This is a genomic window from Helicobacter sp. 11-8110, from assembly GCF_003288905.1.
Classification (GTDB): domain Bacteria; phylum Campylobacterota; class Campylobacteria; order Campylobacterales; family Helicobacteraceae; genus Helicobacter_D; species Helicobacter_D colisuis.
Genome location: NZ_NHYL01000002.1, coordinates 87,676 through 109,466, shown reverse-complemented (window position 1 = coordinate 109,466; position 21,791 = coordinate 87,676). Strand labels below are relative to the sequence as shown.

General features: G+C 34.3%; 27 protein-coding genes and 2 tRNA genes. 11 read left to right on the top strand and 18 right to left on the bottom strand.

Annotation, left to right across the window (positions count from 1 at the left end; all coding sequences use genetic code 11):
- The first annotated feature begins 85 nt into the window (after positions 1–85).
- Genes CCY98_RS03430 through CCY98_RS03415 form a run of 4 tightly spaced genes read left to right on the top strand, consistent with a single transcriptional unit; the run spans position 86 to position 3,375 of the window.
- Entirely contained in the window at positions 86–1,522 is a 1,437-nt protein-coding gene (locus CCY98_RS03430; RefSeq protein WP_112057199.1) for an NAD(P)H-hydrate dehydratase, read from the top strand.
- Between the two features lie 26 nt (positions 1,523–1,548).
- A complete protein-coding gene (locus CCY98_RS03425; RefSeq protein ID WP_112057198.1) occupies positions 1,549–2,328 on the top strand; it encodes a thiazole synthase in 780 nt (259 codons plus the stop codon).
- Positions 2,329–2,337: 9 nt separating this feature from the next.
- Positions 2,338–2,949, top strand: coding sequence for a recombination protein RecO (gene recO / locus CCY98_RS03420; protein WP_112057197.1), 612 nt, complete (start codon positions 2,338–2,340; stop codon positions 2,947–2,949).
- Positions 2,950–2,961: 12 nt separating this feature from the next.
- Positions 2,962–3,375, top strand: a complete 414-nt coding sequence (locus CCY98_RS03415) for a hypothetical protein (protein ID WP_112057196.1) — start codon at positions 2,962–2,964, stop codon at positions 3,373–3,375.
- A gap of 1 nt (position 3,376) precedes the next feature.
- On the opposite strand, the gene CCY98_RS03410 is transcribed toward CCY98_RS03415, so the two are convergent.
- The 11 genes from CCY98_RS03410 to CCY98_RS03360 form a co-directional block, all read right to left on the bottom strand.
- Positions 3,377–3,453, bottom strand: a tRNA-Arg gene (locus tag CCY98_RS03410).
- A 6-nt stretch (positions 3,454–3,459) separates the two neighbouring features.
- Positions 3,460–3,535 (bottom strand) — tRNA-Ala (locus CCY98_RS03405).
- A 29-nt stretch (positions 3,536–3,564) separates the two neighbouring features.
- Positions 3,565–4,167 carry a dephospho-CoA kinase gene (coaE, locus tag CCY98_RS03400; protein WP_112057195.1) on the bottom strand — a complete coding sequence of 201 codons (603 nt, stop codon included), beginning with the start codon at positions 4,165–4,167 and terminating at the stop codon, positions 3,565–3,567.
- Positions 4,164–4,967, bottom strand: coding sequence for a spermidine synthase (locus CCY98_RS03395; RefSeq protein ID WP_112057194.1), 804 nt, complete (start codon positions 4,965–4,967; stop codon positions 4,164–4,166). The genes coaE and CCY98_RS03395 overlap by 4 nt, the downstream gene beginning before the upstream one ends.
- Positions 4,968–5,025: 58 nt before the next feature.
- Positions 5,026–5,475, bottom strand: coding sequence for an META domain-containing protein (locus tag CCY98_RS03390; RefSeq protein ID WP_112057193.1), 450 nt, complete (start codon positions 5,473–5,475; stop codon positions 5,026–5,028).
- Positions 5,476–5,485: 10 nt separating this feature from the next.
- Positions 5,486–6,334: a peptidyl-prolyl cis-trans isomerase gene (locus tag CCY98_RS03385; RefSeq protein WP_112057192.1), complete on the bottom strand. Its 849-nt coding sequence runs from the start codon at positions 6,332–6,334 to the stop codon at positions 5,486–5,488.
- Positions 6,335–6,387: 53 nt separating this feature from the next.
- A complete protein-coding gene (locus CCY98_RS03380; RefSeq protein WP_112057191.1) occupies positions 6,388–7,692 on the bottom strand; it encodes a M20/M25/M40 family metallo-hydrolase in 1,305 nt (434 codons plus the stop codon).
- Between the two features lie 9 nt (positions 7,693–7,701).
- Positions 7,702–8,343 carry a 3-methyladenine DNA glycosylase gene (locus tag CCY98_RS03375; RefSeq protein WP_112057190.1) on the bottom strand — a complete coding sequence of 214 codons (642 nt, stop codon included), beginning with the start codon at positions 8,341–8,343 and terminating at the stop codon, positions 7,702–7,704.
- A 110-nt stretch (positions 8,344–8,453) separates the two neighbouring features.
- Positions 8,454–9,578, bottom strand: a complete 1,125-nt coding sequence (gene cydB, locus CCY98_RS03370; protein WP_112057189.1) for a cytochrome d ubiquinol oxidase subunit II — start codon at positions 9,576–9,578, stop codon at positions 8,454–8,456.
- Between the two features lie 9 nt (positions 9,579–9,587).
- Entirely contained in the window at positions 9,588–11,129 is a 1,542-nt protein-coding gene (locus CCY98_RS03365) for a cytochrome ubiquinol oxidase subunit I (RefSeq protein ID WP_112057188.1), read from the bottom strand.
- A 9-nt stretch (positions 11,130–11,138) separates the two neighbouring features.
- A complete protein-coding gene (locus CCY98_RS03360; RefSeq protein ID WP_112057187.1) occupies positions 11,139–11,348 on the bottom strand; it encodes a DUF4492 domain-containing protein in 210 nt (69 codons plus the stop codon).
- A gap of 159 nt (positions 11,349–11,507) precedes the next feature.
- On the opposite strand from CCY98_RS03360, the gene recA reads away from it, so the two are divergent.
- Genes recA through CCY98_RS03325 form a run of 7 tightly spaced genes read left to right on the top strand, consistent with a single transcriptional unit; the run spans position 11,508 to position 17,241 of the window.
- A complete protein-coding gene (recA, locus tag CCY98_RS03355) occupies positions 11,508–12,545 on the top strand; it encodes a recombinase RecA (protein ID WP_112057186.1) in 1,038 nt (345 codons plus the stop codon).
- 10 nt (positions 12,546–12,555) lie between these two features.
- Entirely contained in the window at positions 12,556–13,830 is a 1,275-nt protein-coding gene (gene eno / locus CCY98_RS03350; RefSeq protein ID WP_112057185.1) for a phosphopyruvate hydratase, read from the top strand.
- A 2-nt stretch (positions 13,831–13,832) separates the two neighbouring features.
- On the top strand, positions 13,833–14,084 hold the full coding sequence (locus CCY98_RS03345) for a hypothetical protein (RefSeq protein WP_112057184.1): 252 nt from the start codon (positions 13,833–13,835) through the stop codon (positions 14,082–14,084).
- Positions 14,081–14,788, top strand: coding sequence for an AMIN domain-containing protein (locus CCY98_RS03340; RefSeq protein WP_112057183.1), 708 nt, complete (start codon positions 14,081–14,083; stop codon positions 14,786–14,788). The genes CCY98_RS03345 and CCY98_RS03340 overlap by 4 nt, the downstream gene beginning before the upstream one ends.
- Positions 14,775–15,275 carry a shikimate kinase gene (locus CCY98_RS03335; RefSeq protein WP_112057182.1) on the top strand — a complete coding sequence of 167 codons (501 nt, stop codon included), beginning with the start codon at positions 14,775–14,777 and terminating at the stop codon, positions 15,273–15,275. Before CCY98_RS03340 ends, CCY98_RS03335 begins: the two co-directional genes overlap by 14 nt.
- Before the next feature lie 45 nt (positions 15,276–15,320).
- Entirely contained in the window at positions 15,321–16,337 is a 1,017-nt protein-coding gene (gene waaF / locus CCY98_RS03330; protein ID WP_112057181.1) for a lipopolysaccharide heptosyltransferase II, read from the top strand.
- A gap of 43 nt (positions 16,338–16,380) precedes the next feature.
- The gene (locus CCY98_RS03325) at positions 16,381–17,241 is read left to right on the top strand and encodes an MqnA/MqnD/SBP family protein (protein WP_112057180.1); all 861 of its coding nucleotides are present in this window, start codon (positions 16,381–16,383) and stop codon (positions 17,239–17,241) included.
- Here the strand turns inward: CCY98_RS03325 and CCY98_RS03320 are convergent.
- The 7 genes from CCY98_RS03320 to CCY98_RS03290 all read right to left on the bottom strand — a co-directional run bounded on the left by CCY98_RS03320 (position 17,235) and on the right by CCY98_RS03290 (position 21,778).
- The gene (locus CCY98_RS03320; RefSeq protein WP_112057179.1) at positions 17,235–18,026 is read right to left on the bottom strand and encodes an energy transducer TonB; all 792 of its coding nucleotides are present in this window, start codon (positions 18,024–18,026) and stop codon (positions 17,235–17,237) included. The two genes, CCY98_RS03325 and CCY98_RS03320, sit on opposite strands and share 7 nt — an antisense overlap.
- Positions 18,027–18,464 carry a hypothetical protein gene (locus CCY98_RS03315; protein WP_112057178.1) on the bottom strand — a complete coding sequence of 146 codons (438 nt, stop codon included), beginning with the start codon at positions 18,462–18,464 and terminating at the stop codon, positions 18,027–18,029.
- Entirely contained in the window at positions 18,461–18,820 is a 360-nt protein-coding gene (fliN, locus tag CCY98_RS03310; protein ID WP_112057177.1) for a flagellar motor switch protein FliN, read from the bottom strand. Before fliN ends, CCY98_RS03315 begins: the two co-directional genes overlap by 4 nt.
- A gap of 15 nt (positions 18,821–18,835) precedes the next feature.
- Positions 18,836–19,252, bottom strand: a complete 417-nt coding sequence (locus CCY98_RS03305; RefSeq protein WP_112057176.1) for a hypothetical protein — start codon at positions 19,250–19,252, stop codon at positions 18,836–18,838.
- A gap of 81 nt (positions 19,253–19,333) precedes the next feature.
- Positions 19,334–20,623: an ATP-binding protein gene (locus tag CCY98_RS03300; protein ID WP_112057175.1), complete on the bottom strand. Its 1,290-nt coding sequence runs from the start codon at positions 20,621–20,623 to the stop codon at positions 19,334–19,336.
- Positions 20,620–21,288 carry a response regulator transcription factor gene (locus tag CCY98_RS03295; RefSeq protein ID WP_112057174.1) on the bottom strand — a complete coding sequence of 223 codons (669 nt, stop codon included), beginning with the start codon at positions 21,286–21,288 and terminating at the stop codon, positions 20,620–20,622. The genes CCY98_RS03300 and CCY98_RS03295 overlap by 4 nt, the downstream gene beginning before the upstream one ends.
- Positions 21,289–21,328: 40 nt before the next feature.
- The gene (locus tag CCY98_RS03290; protein WP_112057173.1) at positions 21,329–21,778 is read right to left on the bottom strand and encodes a DUF1104 domain-containing protein; all 450 of its coding nucleotides are present in this window, start codon (positions 21,776–21,778) and stop codon (positions 21,329–21,331) included.
- Positions 21,779–21,791 lie beyond the last annotated feature (13 nt).

The window sequence follows — 21,791 nt, the reverse complement described above, 5'->3', positions numbered from 1 at the left end:
AAATAATCCTGAATTTATAGCATATTTTGTTAAGATTCTAAAGAGAACAACAAGATTAAAGAAATTTTGTTTTAAGGGATAAAAAATGCGTCATTTATGTTTTGATACAAGAGAGCTTGATAATCAAGCAAGAGAGAAGTTTTTGCTACCTTCTGAAATTTTAATGGAGAATGCTGCAAGGGGTATGGCAGAGTTTTTAGCACAGAAATTTCCTTTGGGTAGTAAAATTCTTATGATTTGTGGAAGTGGCGATAATGGTGGAGATTGCCTAGCTTTAGCCAGAATGCTTGTTGGAAAATATTCCTTGGGAATTCTTTTGCCTTTGGGGGTGAAAAGCACTCTAGCAAAAACTCAACTTAAACGCCTTGAAGCCTGTGATTCTTCGGTTTTTATTCCAAGTCTTGAAGGCATTGAACTTTCTAGTTTTGATATTATTATTGATGGACTTTTTGGAATTGGCTTTAGGGGTGAATTTTCATTTCAAATGCAGAATCTCATCACACTGCTTAATGAAACTAGGGCTATTAAAATTGCTTGTGATATTCCAAGTGGGATTGATCTTTATGGTAATCCAAGATTTTTGGGGGAGATTCCTTTTGCTTTTAGGGCTGATTTTACCTTGACAATGGGCGCATTAAAAAATGCACTTTTTAGCGATTATGCAAAAGATTTTGTGGGAGAAATTTGTTGTTTGGAGTTAGGAATTAGCGAGAGCATTTTTGCTCCTAATTCTAATTTTAAGCTTTTAGAAAGCAGTGATTTCAAAGCCCCAAAACGCAATTTGCAAAATTGCAATAAAGGGAGTTTTGGGCATTTAAGTGTGTTGGGTGGAGAAAAAATTGGAGCGAGTTTATTAAGCACTCTAGCAGGACTTAGAATAGGAGCAGGGCTTGTTAGCTTTGTTAGCGATATTGCTCCGTCTAATCTCCCTTATGAAGTTATGTATGCGAACTTTATCCCAAAAAATACTACGGCAATTGCGCTTGGAATGGGTTTTGGTAGAAAAAATCCCTTTTCTTTGAAAATGTTGAAAGATTTTTGGGAGATACCTATTTTGCTTGATGCTGATATTTTTTATCACGAAGTTTTTGGGGATTTGATACAAAATTTCTCAAAAGTTATCTTAACGCCTCACCCAAAAGAATTTAGCACCATTTTAAGAGTTTTGGAAAAAAAAGAAATGGCAGTTGAAGTGATTCAGAAAAATCGTATTGCCCTAGCACAAGACTTCTCTAGTAAATACCCTAATACCACACTAATTTTAAAAGGGGCTAATAGCCTTATTGCCAAAAATGGGGAAGTTTATATTAATCCTCTTGGCAGTAATGCCTTGGCAAAAGGTGGAAGCGGAGATGTTTTAGCAGGGATTATTGCAGGGTTATTAGCGCAAAATTATTCTAGTTTGGAAGCTTGTATTCAAGGGGTTTTGGCTCATAGTCTTTGTGCGCAAAAATTTATTGAAAAAAATGCGGATTTTTCTTTAAGCCCCCTTGATTTAATTGATCAAATTCGCTATCTTTAAGAAAAACAATTTAATAAGGATATAAAATGAATGATTCTCTAATCATTGGTAATAAAACCTTTGAAAGTCGCTTGATTGTGGGCAGTGGAAAATATAAGGATTTTAAAACGACTTATGAAGCCACTCTTGCTTCAAAAGCGCAGATGATTACCGTGGCAGTAAGGCGTGTGAATATTACAAATCCTAATGAAGAAAATCTTTTGGATTATTTCAAAGATTCTTCCATACAATTTCTTCCAAATTCTGCTGGTTGTGTGAATGCTGATGAGGCTATCACGCTTTTTAGGCTTACAAAAGCTGCAACAGGGATTAACTTTATTAAGCTAGAGATTATTGGTGATGCGCAAAAAACACTTTATCCTGATGTTTTAGAAACGCTCAAAGCGTGTGAAGTGCTTGCTAAAGAGGGTTTTGTGGTGCTTGCTTATAGCAATGATGATCCGGTTATGGCAAAGCATTTAGAAAATGCTGGTGCAAGTGCGGTAATGCCACTTGCAGCACCAATTGGTAGTGGGCTTGGGATTCAAAACCGCTACAATATTGCCTTTATTAAATCGGCTATTAAGATTCCAGTGATTGTCGATGCTGGAGTGGGTTGTGCCTCTGATGCTGCTATTGCTATGGAGCTTGGTGCTGATGCTGTGCTTACTAATACTGCTATTGCACAAGCTAAGAATCCTATTTTGATGGCAGAGGCAATGTGTGAGGCAGTCAAAGCAGGAAGAAAAAGTTATCTTGCAGGCAGAATTCCTAAAAAACCTTATGCTACTGCAAGTTCTCCAACAGAGGGGCTTTTAGAGTTTTAAGGTTTAAAATTGCAAGGATTTATACTCCACACCCAAAGGGTGAGAGAGGAAGATTTGATTGTAAGAATCCTCTCTCACACTCACCTTCACACGCTTTATCGATTCTATGGCGCACGACATAGTATTATTCATTTGGGAAATAAAATTGATTTTGTTATTGAGCAAGATTTAAGAGAAATAGGAAAGCTAAGAGAGCCTATACATTTGGCATTTCAATGGGAATGCGAATCAAGCAAACGCTACTATTGGCAACAATATCTTAACTTGCTTAATCAGCATTTGCGCGATGTTAATCATTTGGATTCTTTTTATTTTGAACATTTGCAAAAGGGCGCAAAATACTTGCAAAAAGAAGAGCCTAAACGCTGTATTTTGAATCTTTATGCAAGATTGCTAGAGTTTGAGGGGAGAAAAAATCCTCTTTTGAGTTGTCTTGTTTGCGAAAGAGAATTGGGAGAAGAAATAGTTTTGGGCAGGGGAGTTGTTTGTGGTCATAAGGGCTGTTTGCAAGGAGAAGTTTTTAACAAAGAGCATATTAAGCAATGGCTAGACTTTAAAGGTGAGTTTTTGGAGGATGAGGAAGTGGAAAAGCTTTGGAATCTTTTAAAGCTAGGATTGTAGAAGTGGATTAATATGAACCAGAAAATATTAAAATTTATTGCTAAAAATCATTTACTTACCCTTAGTGTTAGAGATGAAGATGAAGGGGTGTATATTGCAAATTGCTATTATGCTTTAGATAAAAAGGATTGTTGTTTATTAATAAAAAGTGCTTTAGATTCTAAACATATAAAATTAGCCATACAAAATCCGTATCTTGCAGTTTCTATTGCTAAGGATAGTAAGAAGCTTATTTTGATAAAAGGGGTGCAGATAAAAGCACTTTTTAAACAAGCAATAAATGAGCAAAAAAGCCTTTATTATTCTCAATTTCCTTTTGCAAGGTTTGCTAGTGGAGAAATTTTTGCGTTAGAAATTTTATGGGCAAAATACACAGATAATGGATTGCTTATAAGTGAGAAGTTGATTTATCAAAAAGAAAAGTAAGTGGTACGCCCGGAGGAATTCGAATCCCCGACCTACAGGACCGCAACCTGTTGCTCTATCCAGCTGAGCTACGGACGCACATATTGGTGGAGTGTAGGAGGATCGAACTCCTGACCTCAACGCTGCCAGCGTTGCGCTCTCCCAGCTGAGCTAACACCCCTTAAAGAAGCGAATTATACCAAATAAAACTTAATTTTCCTCTAAAACTTTTGGAATATAATCTTGTAAATATTTTTCCACTTCCTTTTGCAAGTTTTCTAAGTCTCCTGAATTATCAATTATATAATTTGCTAATTTCTTTTTTTCTTCAAGAGGTATTTGTGATGAGATTCGCGCTTGAATAGCTTGCGATTCAAGACGATCGCGTTTTTGGATTCTTTGGACTTGAATCTCCTTTGGAACAAAAACTAGCAAAACTTCTTTAAAAGGATAGTTGTTGGTTTCATAAAAAAGTGGAATGTCTAAAAAATAGGGAATCTTTTTAGATTCTAAAGCTTTGGCTTGCTTTAAAATCTCTTCTTTGATTTTTGGGTGTAAAATTCTCTCTAATGTTTCCTTACTTTTTTTGCTGCTAAAGACAATTTCACCAAGCTTTTTTCTATTAATTTTGTTATTTTCTAAAATCTCATTACCAAAGATTTCAGTTATTTCTTTGGTGGATTGATCAAGCAGAGTGTGTGCGATACTATCTGCACACACCACTTCATACCCATAGAGTTTTAAAAATGATGCAATGGTGCTTTTGCCACTTCCAATTCCGCCTGTTAAGACAATAGCATATTTAAAATTCAATTCCTAATCGCTCCAAATAAAGTGTTTCTCACTCCCTTTGGAATCACAAAAGCTGCTAGATGTAAATTAGCGTGATAATATTCTAAATCTTCTAGCATATCTGCCTTTTGTAACATAATATCTGCAGTTGGGTGGAATCTTTTGGAGGCAAAGAGATAAAAATCTTGTATATCTAAAGACATTGGAATATAAAAAGGCATTTTAACCCTAAAGCTTCCATCAAGTAATTCTAGTTGTTTTTTGACTTCTGTTGTTTCAAGGAGTAAATGAGGGGATTTTATTACCAAAATCCCATCTTCTCCTAGCAAAGATTCATAGTCTTTTAAATCAGCCTTGTTTTCAAGAATAATAATATCGTAGAAATTAGTTTTGACTTGGTTTTGCTGTAAAAACTCTTCTTTTTGTTGTGGGATAAGATTGAATCTTTTGTTTTGCATCACTGATTGATAGTGAGGGAAAAAACTAATAAGAGATTCAAGGATTTTTAAATCAAATTGCAAGAAATCCACTTTTAAATCTTTATGGCGTAAAAATTCAAAAGCAATTTCTAGATTAAAACTCCCAGCAATGAGAATCTTTTTGGGCTCTTTGTGAGAACAAGCACTAATGTGCGCTAAAAGCTCACTTTGTAAGGGAAGCATAGTTTTAAGTAGAATTTTATCATCTATTAAGGCAATGTTTTCAAACGCTTGAGAGTTAAAAATCTCCAAATGATGCTTAATTCCACTTGCTTCTAAAAGTTTGCTCTCAATCTTGTATTCTTGTTGAAATTTTTCATTATAATTTTTTGTTATCCACATAAATAACCTTTTTAGTTTTTGTTAAGCCTATTGTATTTTAGGTAAAAATATCTTTAAACTATTGCATCAACAAATAAAAATCATTGCGAAATATCAAAATTTTCCCATCATTAAGGATTTCTACGCGATTTTCGTTGTTTAAAACATTTTCTGTTAGCTTTGATTCAAGCTCCATTATCCTTGGCTCACACATTTTGCGTGTCATACCAGCATTGGAGATTTTTAAATTGTCATTATTTAAGTCATAACTACCAAAGAAATTATTGCAACCAAAAGTGCCAAAAACTCCTTTTTCTTTAAAGCCGATGAAAAATGGATATTCTTTTTCAAATGTCAAAACTTCTGTTGTATTATTAAGCTTAAAGCTATGGATTTTCCACTCTTGCTTGGATTGCAAGGTTTGATAGATAGTGTTTTGTGTGGCTTCTTGTGTGTTTAGATTCTTGCTTGAGCATCCTGCTAATAGCATTGCAACTCCAAAGATTCCTGCTATGATAATTTGTTTCATTTTTTCTCCTTTAATTTAAGCGAATAATATTAACCTTGGCATCAGAGCGTAATTTTTCAAAATATTCATAAATTAAATAATCTTCTTTTTGGGACATAATTTTTTGCAAAATAATATCTCTTACATTTTCAAAAGGCGCAAGGCTTGGATTATTTTTCGCTTCAATCAAAAAGGTAATAAAATCTTCCCCAACAGGATAAATAGGAGTGAAAGTGCCTACTTTGCCTTGCACAAAAGCAGGGACAATTTGAGGGTTTAAAGCAGCAATTTGCAGGACTTCATTTTCTTGCCCTATGCCTTTTGGAATGGTTTTGCCTCCACTTTTAACAAGTGTTTCTAATGCAGCGCCTTCCTTACTAAAAAACTTCTTAACATCAATACTTTGTGGGATTGAAAATTCTTCTTTATGTGCGTTATAGTAATTGCGCAATTCATCTTCATTGACCATTTTTAAGCTTTCTTGGGAGATGATTTGATAAAGCTTTCTTTTTAGGATTCTTTTTTTGATTTCATCTTTGTAGCTTTCCCAATTCCCGCCATTGGTGCGAATGTATGATTCAAGTTGTGTGGAAGTTGTTTTGTTTTGTTTTGCGATAGCATTAAGCTCATCACTTAATTCTAATTCTGTTACAATAATGTTGTGCTTTTTGATTTCTTCTTCATGCAGTTTTTCATTAATAAGAATATCTACAGCAATATTTTGCTCCACTTTATCTCTTTGTTGCACCTTATATACATCAAGTAAAGTTACAGGGTTGCCATTGACAAAAAAAGCGATTCCATTTACCAGTGAAGGAGCACTAAATACGCTACTTGCAACAAACAAACTAAACAAGCTTCCTAAAAGATACCTTCTCATTTTTTCTCACTATAATTTTTTTAAGATTCTAGCAAAAACTTTTTGGGTATTTTCTAAAAATTATAATTCTTCTGTAAAATTTCTTGTAAAATTACCCAAAATTTTTTAAAGCTCTCTAAATCTAATTTTTCATTCAAAGAATGGGGATGCAAAATAGTTGGTCCTATGGAGATAAACTCTGCTTTAGGAAATTTTTGCTTTAAGATTCCACATTCAAGTCCAGCGTGGATACTTTTTAATTTTGCATTTTTGTTGTGCCTTTGGTAGATATCCCATACTAATTCTAGCAGTCTCCCTTCTTCTTTTGTCCATGGCGCATAATAATCTAGGACATTCACTTCAAAATTTAGAGAATTTAGAAAAGTTTGACTTAGGGCAATATTTTTTTGCATTAAATCTTCTTGATTACCCCTTCCCATTGCATAAAAGATAAAACTTTCATTATCTTGCTTTAAGATTCCTAAATTGCTTGAAAGCAATGGAGAATTGCCTTTGGCTTTAATAACGCCATTTTCTAGCCCCAAAATAGCGGTGAGTAGATCTTTACAAGCATAGCCATACTTTGTCTGTTTTAGGGGTGTAATAACGAAATTTTCTGATAATGATTCAAGTTTAATTGCTTGAGAATCTTTAAGAGCGATTTTTAAGGTTGCATTTACAGGGATAGAGTTACGCTTCTCACCACCCCAAAATTCAATGATAATTCCCTCTAAGTCTCTAGCTATTTTGGCTAATTCTAAGATTGCATTAGGGATATTTTTGTGAATCTCAATTCCGCTATGTCCGCCTTTAAAGTTTTGAGTTTTGATTTCAAAGCATTTATAATCCTTAGGGATTGCTAAAATTTCAAATCCTTTCTTAGCTTTTAAATCATATCCTCCCGCACAACTATAAATAACCTCATCAATGTCTTCGCTATCACAATTTATAATATAAGGCGAATGGATTTCTAACTCCAAATGATTAGCCCCAATCATTCCCACTTCTTCATCGTTTGTAAATAAGCATTCAATATTATCAAAATCCCTTAAGGCTAAAATCATACAAGCTAATGCTGCTCCATTATCCGCCCCAAGGCTAGAATCCAAAGCACCAAGCCACTTGGAATCCAAAAATTTAGGCTGCACTTTAAAATCTTTTGATTCTCCGACATAGACCATATCATAATGCCCTTGTAAGCAGATTTTTGGATTACCTTTTGTGCAAAGTAAATTTCCAGCTTTATCTTCTTTTATAGTCGCTCCATTTTCTTTTGCCTTTGTGATAATCCATTCTTTGAGTTTAGAGCAATTTTTGCTTGGGTGGGGAATCTTGCAAATTTCTAAGAACAATTCTAGAGGTTCAAAACTTTCTTTCAAGGTTTATCCTTATTTTGATTTATGTTCTTTGCAGTATTCCACGATTTTTCCATGGAATCTCGCATAAAGCACATTAAGTGGAATTTGATATTTATAGATTTTACACACTTCTTTGTAATTTTCCATTATTCCACTAACTAGCCATTCTTTAATATCGTCGTAATCTTCTAATTCATAGCCATAGCTTTTTAGAAGTTTATAAGTGTATTGATCTGCCACCATTTCTGCTCTCAAAGTTCCATAGCATAAAATGGCATCGCAGGTTTCATTGCCAATGCCTTTTTGACTAAGCAACCATTGTCTGCTAACATTTTCACAAAAACTTTCAAAACTTCCAAATTCTGCTAAAATATTCTGACATAGATAAATGATTCGTTGTGATTTTTGTCGAAAAAATCCCACATCACTCATAAGGTTTTGTAGAGTAGCTAGGGGAATCTTTGCTAGGGCTTCTAGGCTAAGGAGATTTTCTGCCCTTAAACGATTAATTGCTCTAAAAGCACTTTCCCAGCGCGTATTTTGCACCAAAATTGCCCCTATGATTACTTCAAAGCTCCCTGCATTAGGCCACCAAAGGTTATGGGGAGGATTTTTTAAATACCCAAGATTTTTTAAAAAGCAAAACAAATCAAAGCTATTTTGTATTTGCACTTGATTCTTCACTTTTTTCAATGTGGCTAATATTAAGCCATACAAACTTATAAGCTATGTAAATTACCACTGGCCACATAATGAGTAAAAATTCTGTCATTTTTAATCCTTTAGTATTGATGAGAATCTTCTCTTAATTCTTCTTTGGTAATTTTGACTTTATCCATGAGATTCCACACATAAATAATGTAAGCCAAAACAAAAGGAACAAGCAAACTAACATAGCCCATTACACTTAGAGTATAATAGCTTGAACTTGCATTTTGAATCGTAAGCGAGCTTTGCAGTTCTACTAGGCTTGGATAAAACGCGCTTTTGCCAATCCCAATGGATAGCAAAATAGCAAAAACAGCTAACACGCTACCAATGCCTAAGGCAAAGATTCCTTTTTTGCAGCCCTTATAGGTCATTAGCATTCCAAACAAAATAAACACAGCGCCAACTAGCAAGATTCCAATTAAAAAAGGAAAATCTAGGAAGTTTTGCAAATAAAGGTATTTTTGTAAGCTAATATCTCCATTTGGCAAAATAGCAAAGCCCTCTTTAGTAAAAATCCAAAATAAAAAAGCAAGAAAAAAAACCAAAAATGCAAGGCTATTTGGCAGAATCTTTTTTTGGAATCTAGGCTTTAAAGTTTCATCATTAATATTGTTTAAAAAATAGCCACAAGCTAAGATTCGACTTAAAAAAACCAAAGCAAATCCCAAAAGAAAATTCCAAGGATTAAGTAAAGCTTCCAAGCCCTTAGCAGGATTTTGCCAAGTTACAAAGTTAGAAGAATCTAGACTAAAATTTGCCCCGCTAAAAAAGGTGCTTAGCGCAACGCCTATCAGAAAAACTCCCAAGATTCCATTAATAAGCAAGAAAAATTCATAAGTCTTTGATCCAAGAAAATTGCCTTCTTTTTTGCGGTATTCATAGCTCACAGCCTGAATAATAAAACAAAACAAGATAATAAGCCAAACCCAATATGCTCCACCAAAACTCGTGCTATAAAACAAGGGAAAAGCAGCAAATGAAGCTCCGCCAAAAAGCACTAAAGTGGTAAATCCAAGCTCCCATTTTCTGCCCAAAGAGTTAATAATAAGTGCCTTTTCCTCTTCATTTTTGGCAAGCTCAAAAAGCATTCCTTGTCCGCCTTGAACAAAAAACATAAACACCAAAAGCCCTCCCAAAAGACTTAAGATTCCCCACCAATAAATTTGTAATCCCAGTAATTCTAATCCAAAAAACATTTTTTCTCCTTAGTGCGCAAAGCCTTTTTTGATTTGCCGCAAAATAATGCCAATTTCAGCAATCAACAACGCAGTAAATAAAACCAAAAAGATAAAGAAAGAAATTTGCACATTAATGCTACTTAGGTGAGTGGCAGCCACTCCAACAGGCATTAGATCTTGAATCGCCCAAGGCTGTCTGCCCACTTCTGCAACAATCCAGCCACATTCTGCAGCAATATATCCAAGTGGAATCGTCCATAAAGCAATCCATAGAATTTTTCTAAATTTTGTAATTTCATTTGCCATTGCAAGATAGAGCACCACAATAAACAAAACAAAAAACCAACTTCCTAATGCCACCATTAAGTGAAAAGTATAAAAGGTTAGGGCAATTGGCGGCACAGCTTCTTTGGCATCTTTTAAATAGCCATATCCAAAATAAGACATATTTTCTTTAACAATTTGAGAATATTGTTCTAAATCATCCGCAGCTATTCCTGATTCTCTACCCTTTTTGTATTCTTTAAAGGCTTCTAGGGCTAGATGACCTTTTTGGATTTTTTCTTCAATGCTTATGATATTTTTTTCTGCATTGCCATATACTAAATCATTGATTCCAGGAACAAAACTATTAGGAGAGCGATTCCCCAAAATTGAAAGCGCATAAGGAATAGTAATATTAAATAAAAAAGTATTTTGATCATCGCTGATTTGTTTATTGGGGTTTAAAATACCAAAAGCCACAAGTCCTGCTCGATGCTCACCTTCATAGATTCCTTCCATGGCAGCAAGTTTCATGGGCTGTTTTTGGGTAACTTGATAAGCGCTTTCATCACCGCTAATAAAGAGAAAAATTGAAGTAATAAGCCCAAAACTTGCCCCCACAATGAGCGATTTTTTAGCTGCTATAACATCGCGCCCTTTTAGGAGAAACCAAGCAGAGATTCCAACTACAAGCAAGGCAGAAATAACATAGCCACTTGAAATGGTATGCAAAAATTTGCTAATTGCTACAGGACTTAATGCCACTTCAAAAAAGTTTGTCATTTCATTTCTAGCACTTTCTAAATTAAAGGTTGTTCCAATAGGGTATTGCATCCAGCCATTTGCCACCAAAATCCAAAATGCGCTTAAATTAGAGCCAATTGCGACAAGCCAAGTGGAAAGCAAGTGGAATCTAGGGGAGACTTTATTCCAGCCAAAAAACATTACAGCAAAAAATGTGGCTTCCAAAAAGAAAGCCATAATCCCCTCAATAGCTAATGGCGCACCAAAAATATCACCAACAAACCACGAATAATTTGCCCAGTTTGTCCCAAACTCAAACTCCATAATAATGCCCGTTGCCACGCCAATAGCAAAATTAACTGCAAAGATTCCTAACCAAAATTGTGTAATTTTTTTCCATTCTTCATTTTTGGTTTTAACATAAATGCTCTCCATAATTGCCAAAATAAAAGAAAGCCCCAAAGTTAAAGGCACAAATAAAAAATGATAAAGTGCTGTAAGGGCAAATTGCGCTCTACTCCAATCTACACTAGCCGCTCTTTGTAGTAGTTCTTGTTCCATTTTATTCCTTTAAAATTCAGTGAGATTTTTGCTAACAAATTCGCTTTTTTCTTCTTGTGTTTGGAAGTTTGTTTTTAGGCTTTTGTCATAAATAAAGATTTTTAAAAAACCAAAGATAATTAGAAGCTTAAGAATGATAACTAGCCAAAGACTTTTTCCTAAAGTCATATTTCTAAAACCATCATAATAAAGATAAAAAATCTTAGATAAGAATCGCATCATTTGCCTTATTAGCTATATTTTAAACAAACTTGGAATTTTAGTCTTTTAATTTTAAAAAAACATTAGGCAAAAAATATAGTAAAATTGCTTATAATAAGGGTCTATTTTTATTTTAATTGGTTAAAATTTAGTTTTTATTTTCTTGTAGGAGAAAGAATGGCATTAGACGAGAACAAACAAAAGGCGATAGAATTAGCTATTAAACAAATTGATAAAGCCTTTGGAAAAGGCGCTTTAATAAGGCTTGGAGATAAACCTGTGGAAAAAATTGATGCAATTAGCACAGGCTCTTTGGGGTTAGATATTGCTCTTGGAATTGGTGGGATTCCAAAGGGTAGAATCATTGAAATTTATGGACCAGAGAGTTCAGGTAAAACAACACTTGCCTTGCAAGTAGTGGCAGAATGTCAAAAAAAGGGTGGAATTTGTGCTTTTATTGATGCTGAACACGCTCTTGATGTAACCTATGCTAAAAGGCTTGGAGTTGATGTGGAGAATCTTCTTGTCTCACAGCCAGATTTTGGAGAACAAGCTTTGGAGATTCTAGAAACCCTTACAAGAAGTGGGGGAGTGGATTTGATTATCATTGATTCTGTTGCTGCACTTACTCCAAAAAGTGAAATTGAAGGGGATATGGGTGATCAGCATGTGGGACTTCAAGCAAGGCTTATGAGTCAAGCGCTAAGAAAAGTTACAGGCGTGATTCACAAAATGAATACAACAGTGATTTTTATCAATCAAATTCGTATGAAAATCGGAGTGATGGGGTATGGAAGTCCAGAAACTACTACTGGCGGAAATGCACTTAAATTTTATGCAAGTGTAAGGATTGATGTAAGGCGTATTGCAACTTTAAAACAAGGTGAGCAGAATATTGGGAATCGTGTCAAGGCAAAAGTTGTTAAAAATAAAGTGGCGCCACCTTTTAGAGGGGCAGAGTTTGATATTATGTTTGGTGAGGGAATCAGCAAGGAAGGTGAGTTAATTGATTATGGTGTGAAGCTTGACATTGTTGATAAAAGTGGAGCGTGGTTTAGCTATGAAGATAAGAAGTTAGGTCAAGGCAAGGAAAATGCTAAGGTATTTTTGAGAGAAAATCCAGAAGTTGCTCAAGAAATAGAAGAAAAAATCAAGGCTTCTATTAGCGTAACGGATGATTTATCTACAGATGATGATGAAAATTTAGAAGAATAGGGAGAAAACAATGATTTATATTGATGAGATTCAAGCACAAGAAGTTTTGGATAGTCGTGGGAATCCTACGATTCAGGCAAGTGTCCTATTAAGCGATGGAAGTGTGGGGAGTGCGATTGTCCCAAGTGGTGCTAGCACAGGTAAAAGAGAGGCTTTGGAATTGCGCGATGGAGATGAGAGATTCTTGGGTAAGGGGGTTTTAAGGGCTTGTGAAAATGTTCAAACTAGTATTGCTGATACACTTTGTGGTATGAATCCTTTTGATCAAGGTGATATTGATAAGACATTAATTGAGCTAGATGGCACAGAAAACTTCTCTAAGCTTGGTGCAAATGCTACACTTGGGGTTTCTATGGCAGTGGCTAGGGCTGCAGCAAAGAGTTTAAATATCCCACTTTATCGCTATTTAGGTGGCGCAAATGCTTTAGTGCTTCCAGTGCCTATGTTAAATATTATTAATGGTGGAAGTCACGCTGATAACACCGTGGATTTTCAAGAATATATGATTATGCCTGTTGGATTTGATACTTTTAGTGAAGCAATGCGTGCAAGTGCAGAGATTTATCAACATTTAAAAAAGATTCTAAAAGATTCTAAACACATTACAAGCATTGGTGATGAGGGTGGATTTGCTCCTAATTTAAAGACTAATGAAGAACCCATTCAAGTCATTTTGGAGGCTGTGAAAAAAGCAGGATATAAAGAGGGAGATCAAATCGCAATAGCGCTTGATGTTGCTAGTAGTGAGTTTGTTAATGAAAAAGGAATCTATTGTCTCAAAGGCGAAGGGCGTGAGCTTAGCAGTGAAGAATTGATTGAATATTATGAAAAATTAATTGCAAAATATCCCATTGTTTCAATTGAGGATGGCTTGAGTGAAGATGATTGGAGTGGTTGGGAGAAGCTTACACAAAAACTTGGAAATAAGATTCAGCTCGTGGGTGATGATTTGTTTGTTACAAATGCTAAGATTCTTGCAGAAGGAATCAAGCAAAATATTGCTAATGCAGTGCTTATTAAACCAAACCAAATAGGAACGGTAAGTCAAACTATGGAAACTGTGCGCCTAGCACAACGCAATAATTATCGTTGCATTATGAGTCATCGTAGTGGAGAGAGTGAAGATAGCTTTATCGCTGATTTTGCTGTTGCGCTTAATACAGGAGAAATCAAGACAGGTTCAACAGCAAGGAGTGAGAGAATGGCAAAATATAATCGACTTTTGGCAATTGAAAATGAGTTGGCTTATCCAGAATATCTAGGAAAAAGTCTCTTTAGAAAATAGTTATGGATGAAGAAGAATTTGGTTATCAAAAGGGAGGGTTTTATAAGCTACTTCCTTTTTTAAGCCTTTTGTTAGTGATTTGTATCGCAGGAGTTTATTTTGGGAATTTACTCTTTGGTAATAATTCTTTAAAGGTTTTATTAGAACTTAGAGAAAAAGAAAGAGAAATGTCTCAAGAAGTAAAGAATCTTATGAGTGAAAATGCAAAACTTCAAAAAGAATTTTTTGAATTGAAAGGATTGGAGCCGCAATGAGAATTTTAAGTGTATTGTTTATTATTGCGTTAAATATGTTTGCCAATGAGCCTCAAGTGTTGCCTAAGATCCCTGATCTTAATATTCAAGCTCCCATAGAAGTGAAAAAAGCGCAATTGCCTAGTGAAAACAATAGCACAAAACCCACTAGAAATCCATTTGAATCAGCAATGAAACCAAAAGAGAGCGGACAAGTTTCAAATCCACCTAAATTGGATTTATTTACTCAAACCGCTTTAAATCTCCCCTCCACAGCGCGAAAAATCAAAAAGATTGCCATTTCTTATCAGAATCTTGATGGTTCTATTAGTGCTATTGAAAAAGAGCTTGATGGGGATATTGATTGGCATTTCCCGCTTGTGTTAAGTCAAGAAGTTCAAGCAAATACGACTTTGCCTACAGCTAGTGATTTTAATTTTCATAAACTCTTTAACTTTCACATTGAAGGCAAAAAAGTGATTTTAAAAACACCTTTGCAATTAATAAGAGATTTTACACTTGCCTCTCCAACGCGATTGATTCTTGATTTTAAAAGCAATAGCAATAAAAGCCTGAAAGATTCAATGATAACCCATTTGCCAATTGTTAATAAGGTAGAATTACAAACGCATTTGGATTTTTACCGAATTACATTGAATTTAGATGGGCAATATAAATACCTTTTGAAAAACACAAAAGAGGGCTTAGAGATTGCATTCTACTAATCTTGTTTTGATTGGATTTATGGGGAGTGGCAAAAGCAGTGTTGCTAAAGCACTCTATCAGCACACAAATGCCTTGATACTTGATAGTGATTTAGTGATTGAAAATAATGAAAATATGACAATTCCTGAAATTTTTTCTCAAAAAGGTGAAACTTATTTTAGGAATCTTGAGAGGGCATTTTGTCTGTTTGTATCTCAAAATATCCGCCATTGCATTATTTCAACTGGGGGTGGAATGCCTTTGTTTTGTGATGTTAGGCTAATGGGAAAAGTGTTTTTTTTGGATCTTAGTTTTGAGGATATTCTTTTGCGCCTTAGCAAAGAAGAGAGACTTAAGCGACCACTTTTTGAAAATCAAAAAGTAGCTTTAGAACTTTATCAAAAACGCTATCAAGTCTATAAAGATTCTGCACATTTTTGCATCAATGCTAATCGCAGTATTCAAGAAATTACGCAAGAAATTTTAGATTGTTTTCCAATGAAATAATTAAGATTGATGATTGAAGTATTTTAGAAGTTTTGAGAGATTATTATGAATATTCTTATTCGTCTTCCAAATTGGCTAGGTGATGCGGTGATGGCAACATTTGCTTTGGAGATTCTTTATCGCACTTATCCAAATGCTCATTTTTATTTTGTGGGAAGTAAGGTGAGTTGCGCACTTTTTAACCATTATCCTAATACTACAACTATTGTTGATAATAGCAAACAAGCTAAGTTTAGGGTTTTAGCACTTTACAGACTTGCTAGAGCTATTCCTTTTTGTGAGATTGCCTTGACTTTTCAAAATAATTTTCTCTCCGCACTTTTTTTATTTTTTAATCGTGCTAAAAAACGCATTGGTTATGCCAATGAGTTGCGCTCTTTACTTTTAAATATTACTTTAAAAAAACCAAAAAAACTCCACGAATCCCTAAGGTTTGCCAAACTTGTAGAGACTATCATTCCTAATCATTGCGTTGTGCCTAGGCTTTATTTGAAACCTCCTAAAATCTCCATAACGCTTCCTGCACATTTTAATCATTCTAAAATTGCAGGAATCAATGCGGGTGCGGCTTTTGGGAGCGCTAAGCGTTGGGAGGAACAATATTTTGCTGCTGTGATAGAAGATTTATTAAAGCACGATTTTTGTGTGATTCTCTTTGGGGTAGAATCAGAAAATCTTATTAATGAAAAGATTATATCCTATCTTAAACAAAGCAATAGAATAATAAATTTAAGTGGAAAAACTAATATTCAAGAATTAATGGCGTATTTTTTAAGACTACAAATTCTTATTACTAATGATAGTGGTCCTATGCATATTGCAGCAGCTTTAAATATCCCTACAATTGCACTTTTTGGACCAACTAATCAAGAGGAAACTTGCCCCTTTAATGCAGAACATTCTTATATTCTTTCTCTTCAAACTTTTCACAAAGCACTTTCGTGCCAACCTTGCAAAAAGCGTTCCTGTCCTATCTCACAAGATTCTGCTGATTATCACGCTTGTATGCGAGAATTAAAACCTAATTGGGTGATTGAAAAAATTCATTCCCTTATAAGTTAGTTTCCATTAGAATTTGACATTAAATTTTATACAAAGTAAGATTATGAGGACTATACAAATAGGGCATTCACCAGATGCTGATGATCTTTTTATGTATTATGCTATTGCGTTTGGCTGGGTAGGCAATACTATTGCTTTTGAAAATCAAGCTTTAGATATACAAACTTTAAATGAAATGGCATTGGAAGGTGTATTGGATATTTCAGCTATTTCTTTTGGGGTGTATCCTTTTTTGGCTCAAGAACAAGCCCTATTAAGAACGGGCGTTAGTTTTGGCGAGGGGTATGGACCTAAATTGATTAAAAAAAAAGGCAAAACACTTAAAAAGAATTTTAAAGTGGCTCTAAGTGGCAAACACACGACTAATGCGATGATTTTTAAAATTGCTTATCCTCACGCAAGAATCTATTATAAAAATTTTTTGGAAATTGAAAAAGCGGTTTTGGAAGATGAGGTTGATGCGGGAGTTTTAATTCACGAATCTATTTTACAATATGATTCTAATCTTGAAGTTGAATGTGAAATTTGGGATATTTGGAGTGATTTGAATTGTCAAAATCTCCCTCTTCCCTTAGGGGGAATGTGCATTCGCCGATCTTTGCCACTTAGCATTGCTATAGAGTGTGAAGAGATACTCACTCAAGCTGTTAGAGTTGCGCTAAAAAACAAATCACTTCTTTCTAAAATGCTTTTAGAAAGGAATCTAGTTCGCGTTGATTCAAAGAAGTTAGAGCATTATCTTAATCTCTATGCCAATGAAGATTCAATCTCACTAAGCAATAAGCAACTTGAAGCAATTAATATGCTTTTTAAACTTGGATTTGATAATAAATTATGTCCGCAGATTCTTGATGTTAATGATTGTTTGATTCCTAGGGAGTATAAAGATTTTAGGAATCAATAGATTCGATACATTACGCGGATTCTAATTTTGGTTTTAACTGTAGGATAGGGATAGTCTTTGTAAGCAATTTCAATGGTATGGAGACTATTGTCATCTAAAAGTCTAAAACCGCTTGGTGTGAGTAGTTTTAGATCTGAAATGTCTCCATTTGGGTGCAAATAAAATTCCACAATATTATCGCCTTGTTGTCCCATTCTTCCGGCAATTTGTGGGTATTTTAGATATTGTTGTGTGATTTTGCCTATGCTACTTAGGTTGTCTTCTATGAATTTTCTCTCTTCATAATTTAAAGAATACAAATCTTCCCCATACAATTCTTTAATTTCTTGATTTTCCATATTATTGCTATAGTTATAGATTGAAGGAGAGGAGGGTTTTGAAGTGGGCTTGTTTTTAAGAGAAGAGGCAAGAGGGTTTGGAGTTGATTTGTTTGCTTTTTGGGGAGTAGGTTTAGGGGTGGGTTGTTTTGTCTTAGAATCTTTTGTGGTTTTGGGTTTTGATTCCTTGGTCTTTGGTGTTGGTTTATCGTTTTTTGTGTTTTTAGATTCTTCTTTTGTGGTTAAAGGCGCTGATTCTTGTGGCTGTGTAGGGGTTGGTGGATTTTGCGGGAGATTTTGCGTGGCTTGGGAGAATTTAAAATCTTTAATACTAATACGCTCCCCTTCCTTGCTTCCGTGTTTGGGTGGTTTGTAGGAATCATCTTGGGGTAATTTGATAAAAATCAATAGTAAAATAATAAAGTGAATTAATAGCGATAAAAAAAACGCAATGAGATTATTTTTCATTTATTGTTTTTCTTGCTTAAATAATTCCCCAAAATCTTCTATAGGATATTTATCAACTAAAGTGGCTCCATTTTGGTTTAATATTACAATATAGCGCATTTTGTAAAGCTCAAAAACTATCAGCTTGGCATTAAGCGATAAAGGAGTGCTAGAGAGAATTGTAATAGGAAAATCCTTTGGATTTTTTTTGAAAAAATCCAAAAAGTTATTATTGTCTTTATAATAAACTCTTTTGCGAACATACCATAGCAACACTAGAAGTCCGACTAAAATAAGAATCACGCCACTATATTGAAACACATTAATACTCTCCAAAGGCGACTTAGCCATTTCAAAGGGAAAAGTTTTGTTGCTTTCTCCTAAAATTTTGGTTGATTCTACTTTGTCTTGTGCTAGGTTAATGGATAGGCAAAATAAAATCCAAAATAATATTTTCATACCGCGCTAATACTTTCTCTTGTGAGATAATAAATAATGGCATTAGAATCTAAAATTTCATTTACCCTAATAGCAAGATTCTTTTCATAAACCATAACTTCACCTTTGCCTACGATTCTGCCATTAATATAAATCTCTACACTCTCTCCTGCTGGTTTTTGCAAATCAATAATAGAGCCTTTTTCAAAGCGTAGAATCTCTAAGAGTGGAATCTTTGCAGATCCAAGCTCGGCATGAAAGGATACTTTCATATCTAGCAATCCGCCATAGTTATTTATGATTCCTTCAAGATAGCGAGCTAAATCTTCTTGTTTTGGCGCTTGTATCTTGGCTAAAGTAAATTCATCTGCTGGCATTTTCTCTGCTTTATTTTAAATATGGATAAAAAGGGAGCATTTTGTGCCCTCTAGGGTAAAATTAAGGCTTTTAGTAGATGAATCTTTAAATTCTCCATAGCCATAAACTTTGGGAGTTGAGATGTTAAATTTCACTCCCTCAGTAACTGCTAAAACTTTGGCTAGTCCGATAGTGAGATTGGCAAGTTCTTGAGAAAGATCTTTTAGGGTTAATTCATCAAACTCTTCTTCCCCCAACAATCCGCCACCAAAAATCTCTAAAAATTCTTTTGTGCTAATAAAAGTAATAGTGGTTTTCTCTCCATCATCATACATAACATCAATGCTAGATAAAAAACCTTCAAGTAGCTTTTCATTTGCAACTTGGGGTGTCTTATCTAAAGTGTCTTCTATTGCCTGTTTGAAGGCATTTTCAATGATTTTATTTAGCATCTACCAACCTTCTTGATTAAAACATAGATTATAGCCAAATTTTATTTAGCTTGTGCAAACTTTACAAGATTTTTTTGTTTCTTACCATTTTAGGATAAAAGTTGTTCCTTTTTTTTCTATACTTTGGCATTGAATGTCTATTTTATAAGAATCGCAAATCTTTTTAACAAGTGCCAATCCTATTCCAAATCCACCTTGATCTTTATTGTAGCGATAATATCGCTCAAAAATGCGCTTTAGGTGTGTTTTGGGTATTCCACAGCCATTGTCTTTGATAATTAAAGTATTTTTATCTATGATTACTTCCACATTTCCGCCATTATAGGTGTATTTAAGGGCGTTATCTAGCAAATTATCCACCATTCTAATAATGCGATTCTTATTTGCTTTTAATAGGCTTTGATTTATTTTTAGGGTTATGGTGATATTTTTTTTCTTATAAAAGGGTTCAAAATAAGAAATTCTTTCTTTTAATAAGCAATCCATAGCGATTTCTTCTAGGCTATTTTCTTGAATATGAGAAAAATTATAAAAAACTAAGTCTTGATAAATTTGCTCTAGTGTGTTGGCTGCCATTTTGATTCGTTGTAATTTCTGCAAATCTTGTTCTTTAAGATTTTCTTTTTTGATTCTCTCAATACTCATTAGAATAATGCTTAAGGGGGTGTTGATTTCATGCGTGGAATCTTTGATAAAACGATTAAGAATTTCTATTTTTTCTTCTAAGGGCTTTAGGCTTAAACGAACTAAGAAATAAGCTATTACACTCATTCCAAAAAGAGCTAATAAAAAACTTCCACCAATTAACAACCACAGAGCGTGAATCTCTCTTAAAATACCATTATCTTGGATAATCATAAAAAAATCATCACGCCAATAAGGCTGATTGTGCAAATTTTTTTTGTGAAGTTCTAAATTTACTAAGCGCCAAAATCTTCCCCCCATTCTTTGGGTTACCAAATAAACATTGTCTTCAATGATGATGATTTTATCAGTGTATTTGTGATTTTTTTTGAAATTAATAGGAGTTCCTTTTCTTGTTAAAAGATTCCTAAAATCCCTTTTGGTGATAGGATTTTTTAACGCACTAAAAATCACTTCTCCATTTTCTTTATTTAAAGAAAAAGAAATGTCTAATTCTTTAGCACTTTCTTGCAATAATTGAAGGAGATCGTTGGGCTTTGTTTGCGATTTTTCTTGTAGATATATTGCTAGATTATGTGCCAATTCTCGGAGTTGCAGTGTTCTTTCTTCAATAAGAGATTGTTTTTCTTTTTGATACCAACCATAAAACACAACAATTAAAAAAATAAAGCTTGTAATGGTGTAAAGTAAGCTAATTTTTAAGGCAATTTTTCTGCTTTCATTCATTGGATAGACTTTCTATAGCAATACCCTTCGCCCCTGCGCGTAAGAATATTATCTTTTCCTACAATTTGTCGTAAATTTTTGATATACACACGCAAACTAAGTTCGCTTGGTTCTTCTCCATAGTCCCAAAGGGTATTAAAAATTTCTTCTAATGGGACAAAGTGATTTTCATTAACCAAAAGGATTTTGAGTAATTCTCGCTCTTTGTTAGATATTCTATAAGGTTTTCCTTCGAAATATAAAATTCCTTCTTTGCAATCAAAGCTATAACCATTTTCAAAGTCATATAAATTAATACGATTACTCCGCTTAAGCAATGCTTCTAAGCGCAAAAGCAATTCTGAAAGTTCAAAGGGTTTGCGCAAATAATCATCACAACCGCTTTTAAAACCCACTTCCAAATCTTTAATGCTATTTAAGGCAGTAATAAAGATCGCAGGTGTTTGTTTGCCACTTTTGCGAATATTTTTTAGGGTTTCAAATCCATTTATATTGGGGACCATCACATCAAGCAATAAACAATCAAAATTTTCTTCATATGCTTTATTAGATGCTTCTATCCCATCATTACAACAAACTACTTCATAGCCCTCTTCACTAAGGCATTCTGCAATAATTTCTTGTAATGCCATATCATCTTCTAATAGCAATATTTTTGCGCTCATTTATCTCCTTTGCTTACGCAACTAAAGCGTTGCGCAAGATTTATGGTCTTGGACCAATTGGACATTCTTTATATCCCCTATTTGGGTAATCGCCCCCATTTGGTCCCCTGTTGCCTTTACATTGATTCTTGTGGTATTTTCTTAATAGCCCACTTTCATAGGCTTCTTTTTCACTCATTGAATCGATTCTTTTAGCTGTTTCTTTAGCGATTGCATCTTGATATTCTCTGTATTCTTTTAATGTCATTTGTTCATAAACGCTTTGTCTTTTGTCTCTTAATTGTTTCCTAAAATCTCTACCCTCTTTGAGTGTCATTTTTTGTGTTCTTTTGTGAATCTCCATTTTATAATCTGGATAGTCTTTTGGAGTTACTTTTCCTGAAAGATTGATGAGTTCATCATTGCTCTTTTTTGAAAAATCTGCTGCTAAGGCTATAGAAGCACTTAAGGCTGTGCCAACTAAAATAGAAATTATGGTTTTTGCTTTCATGTTAAGCTCCTTA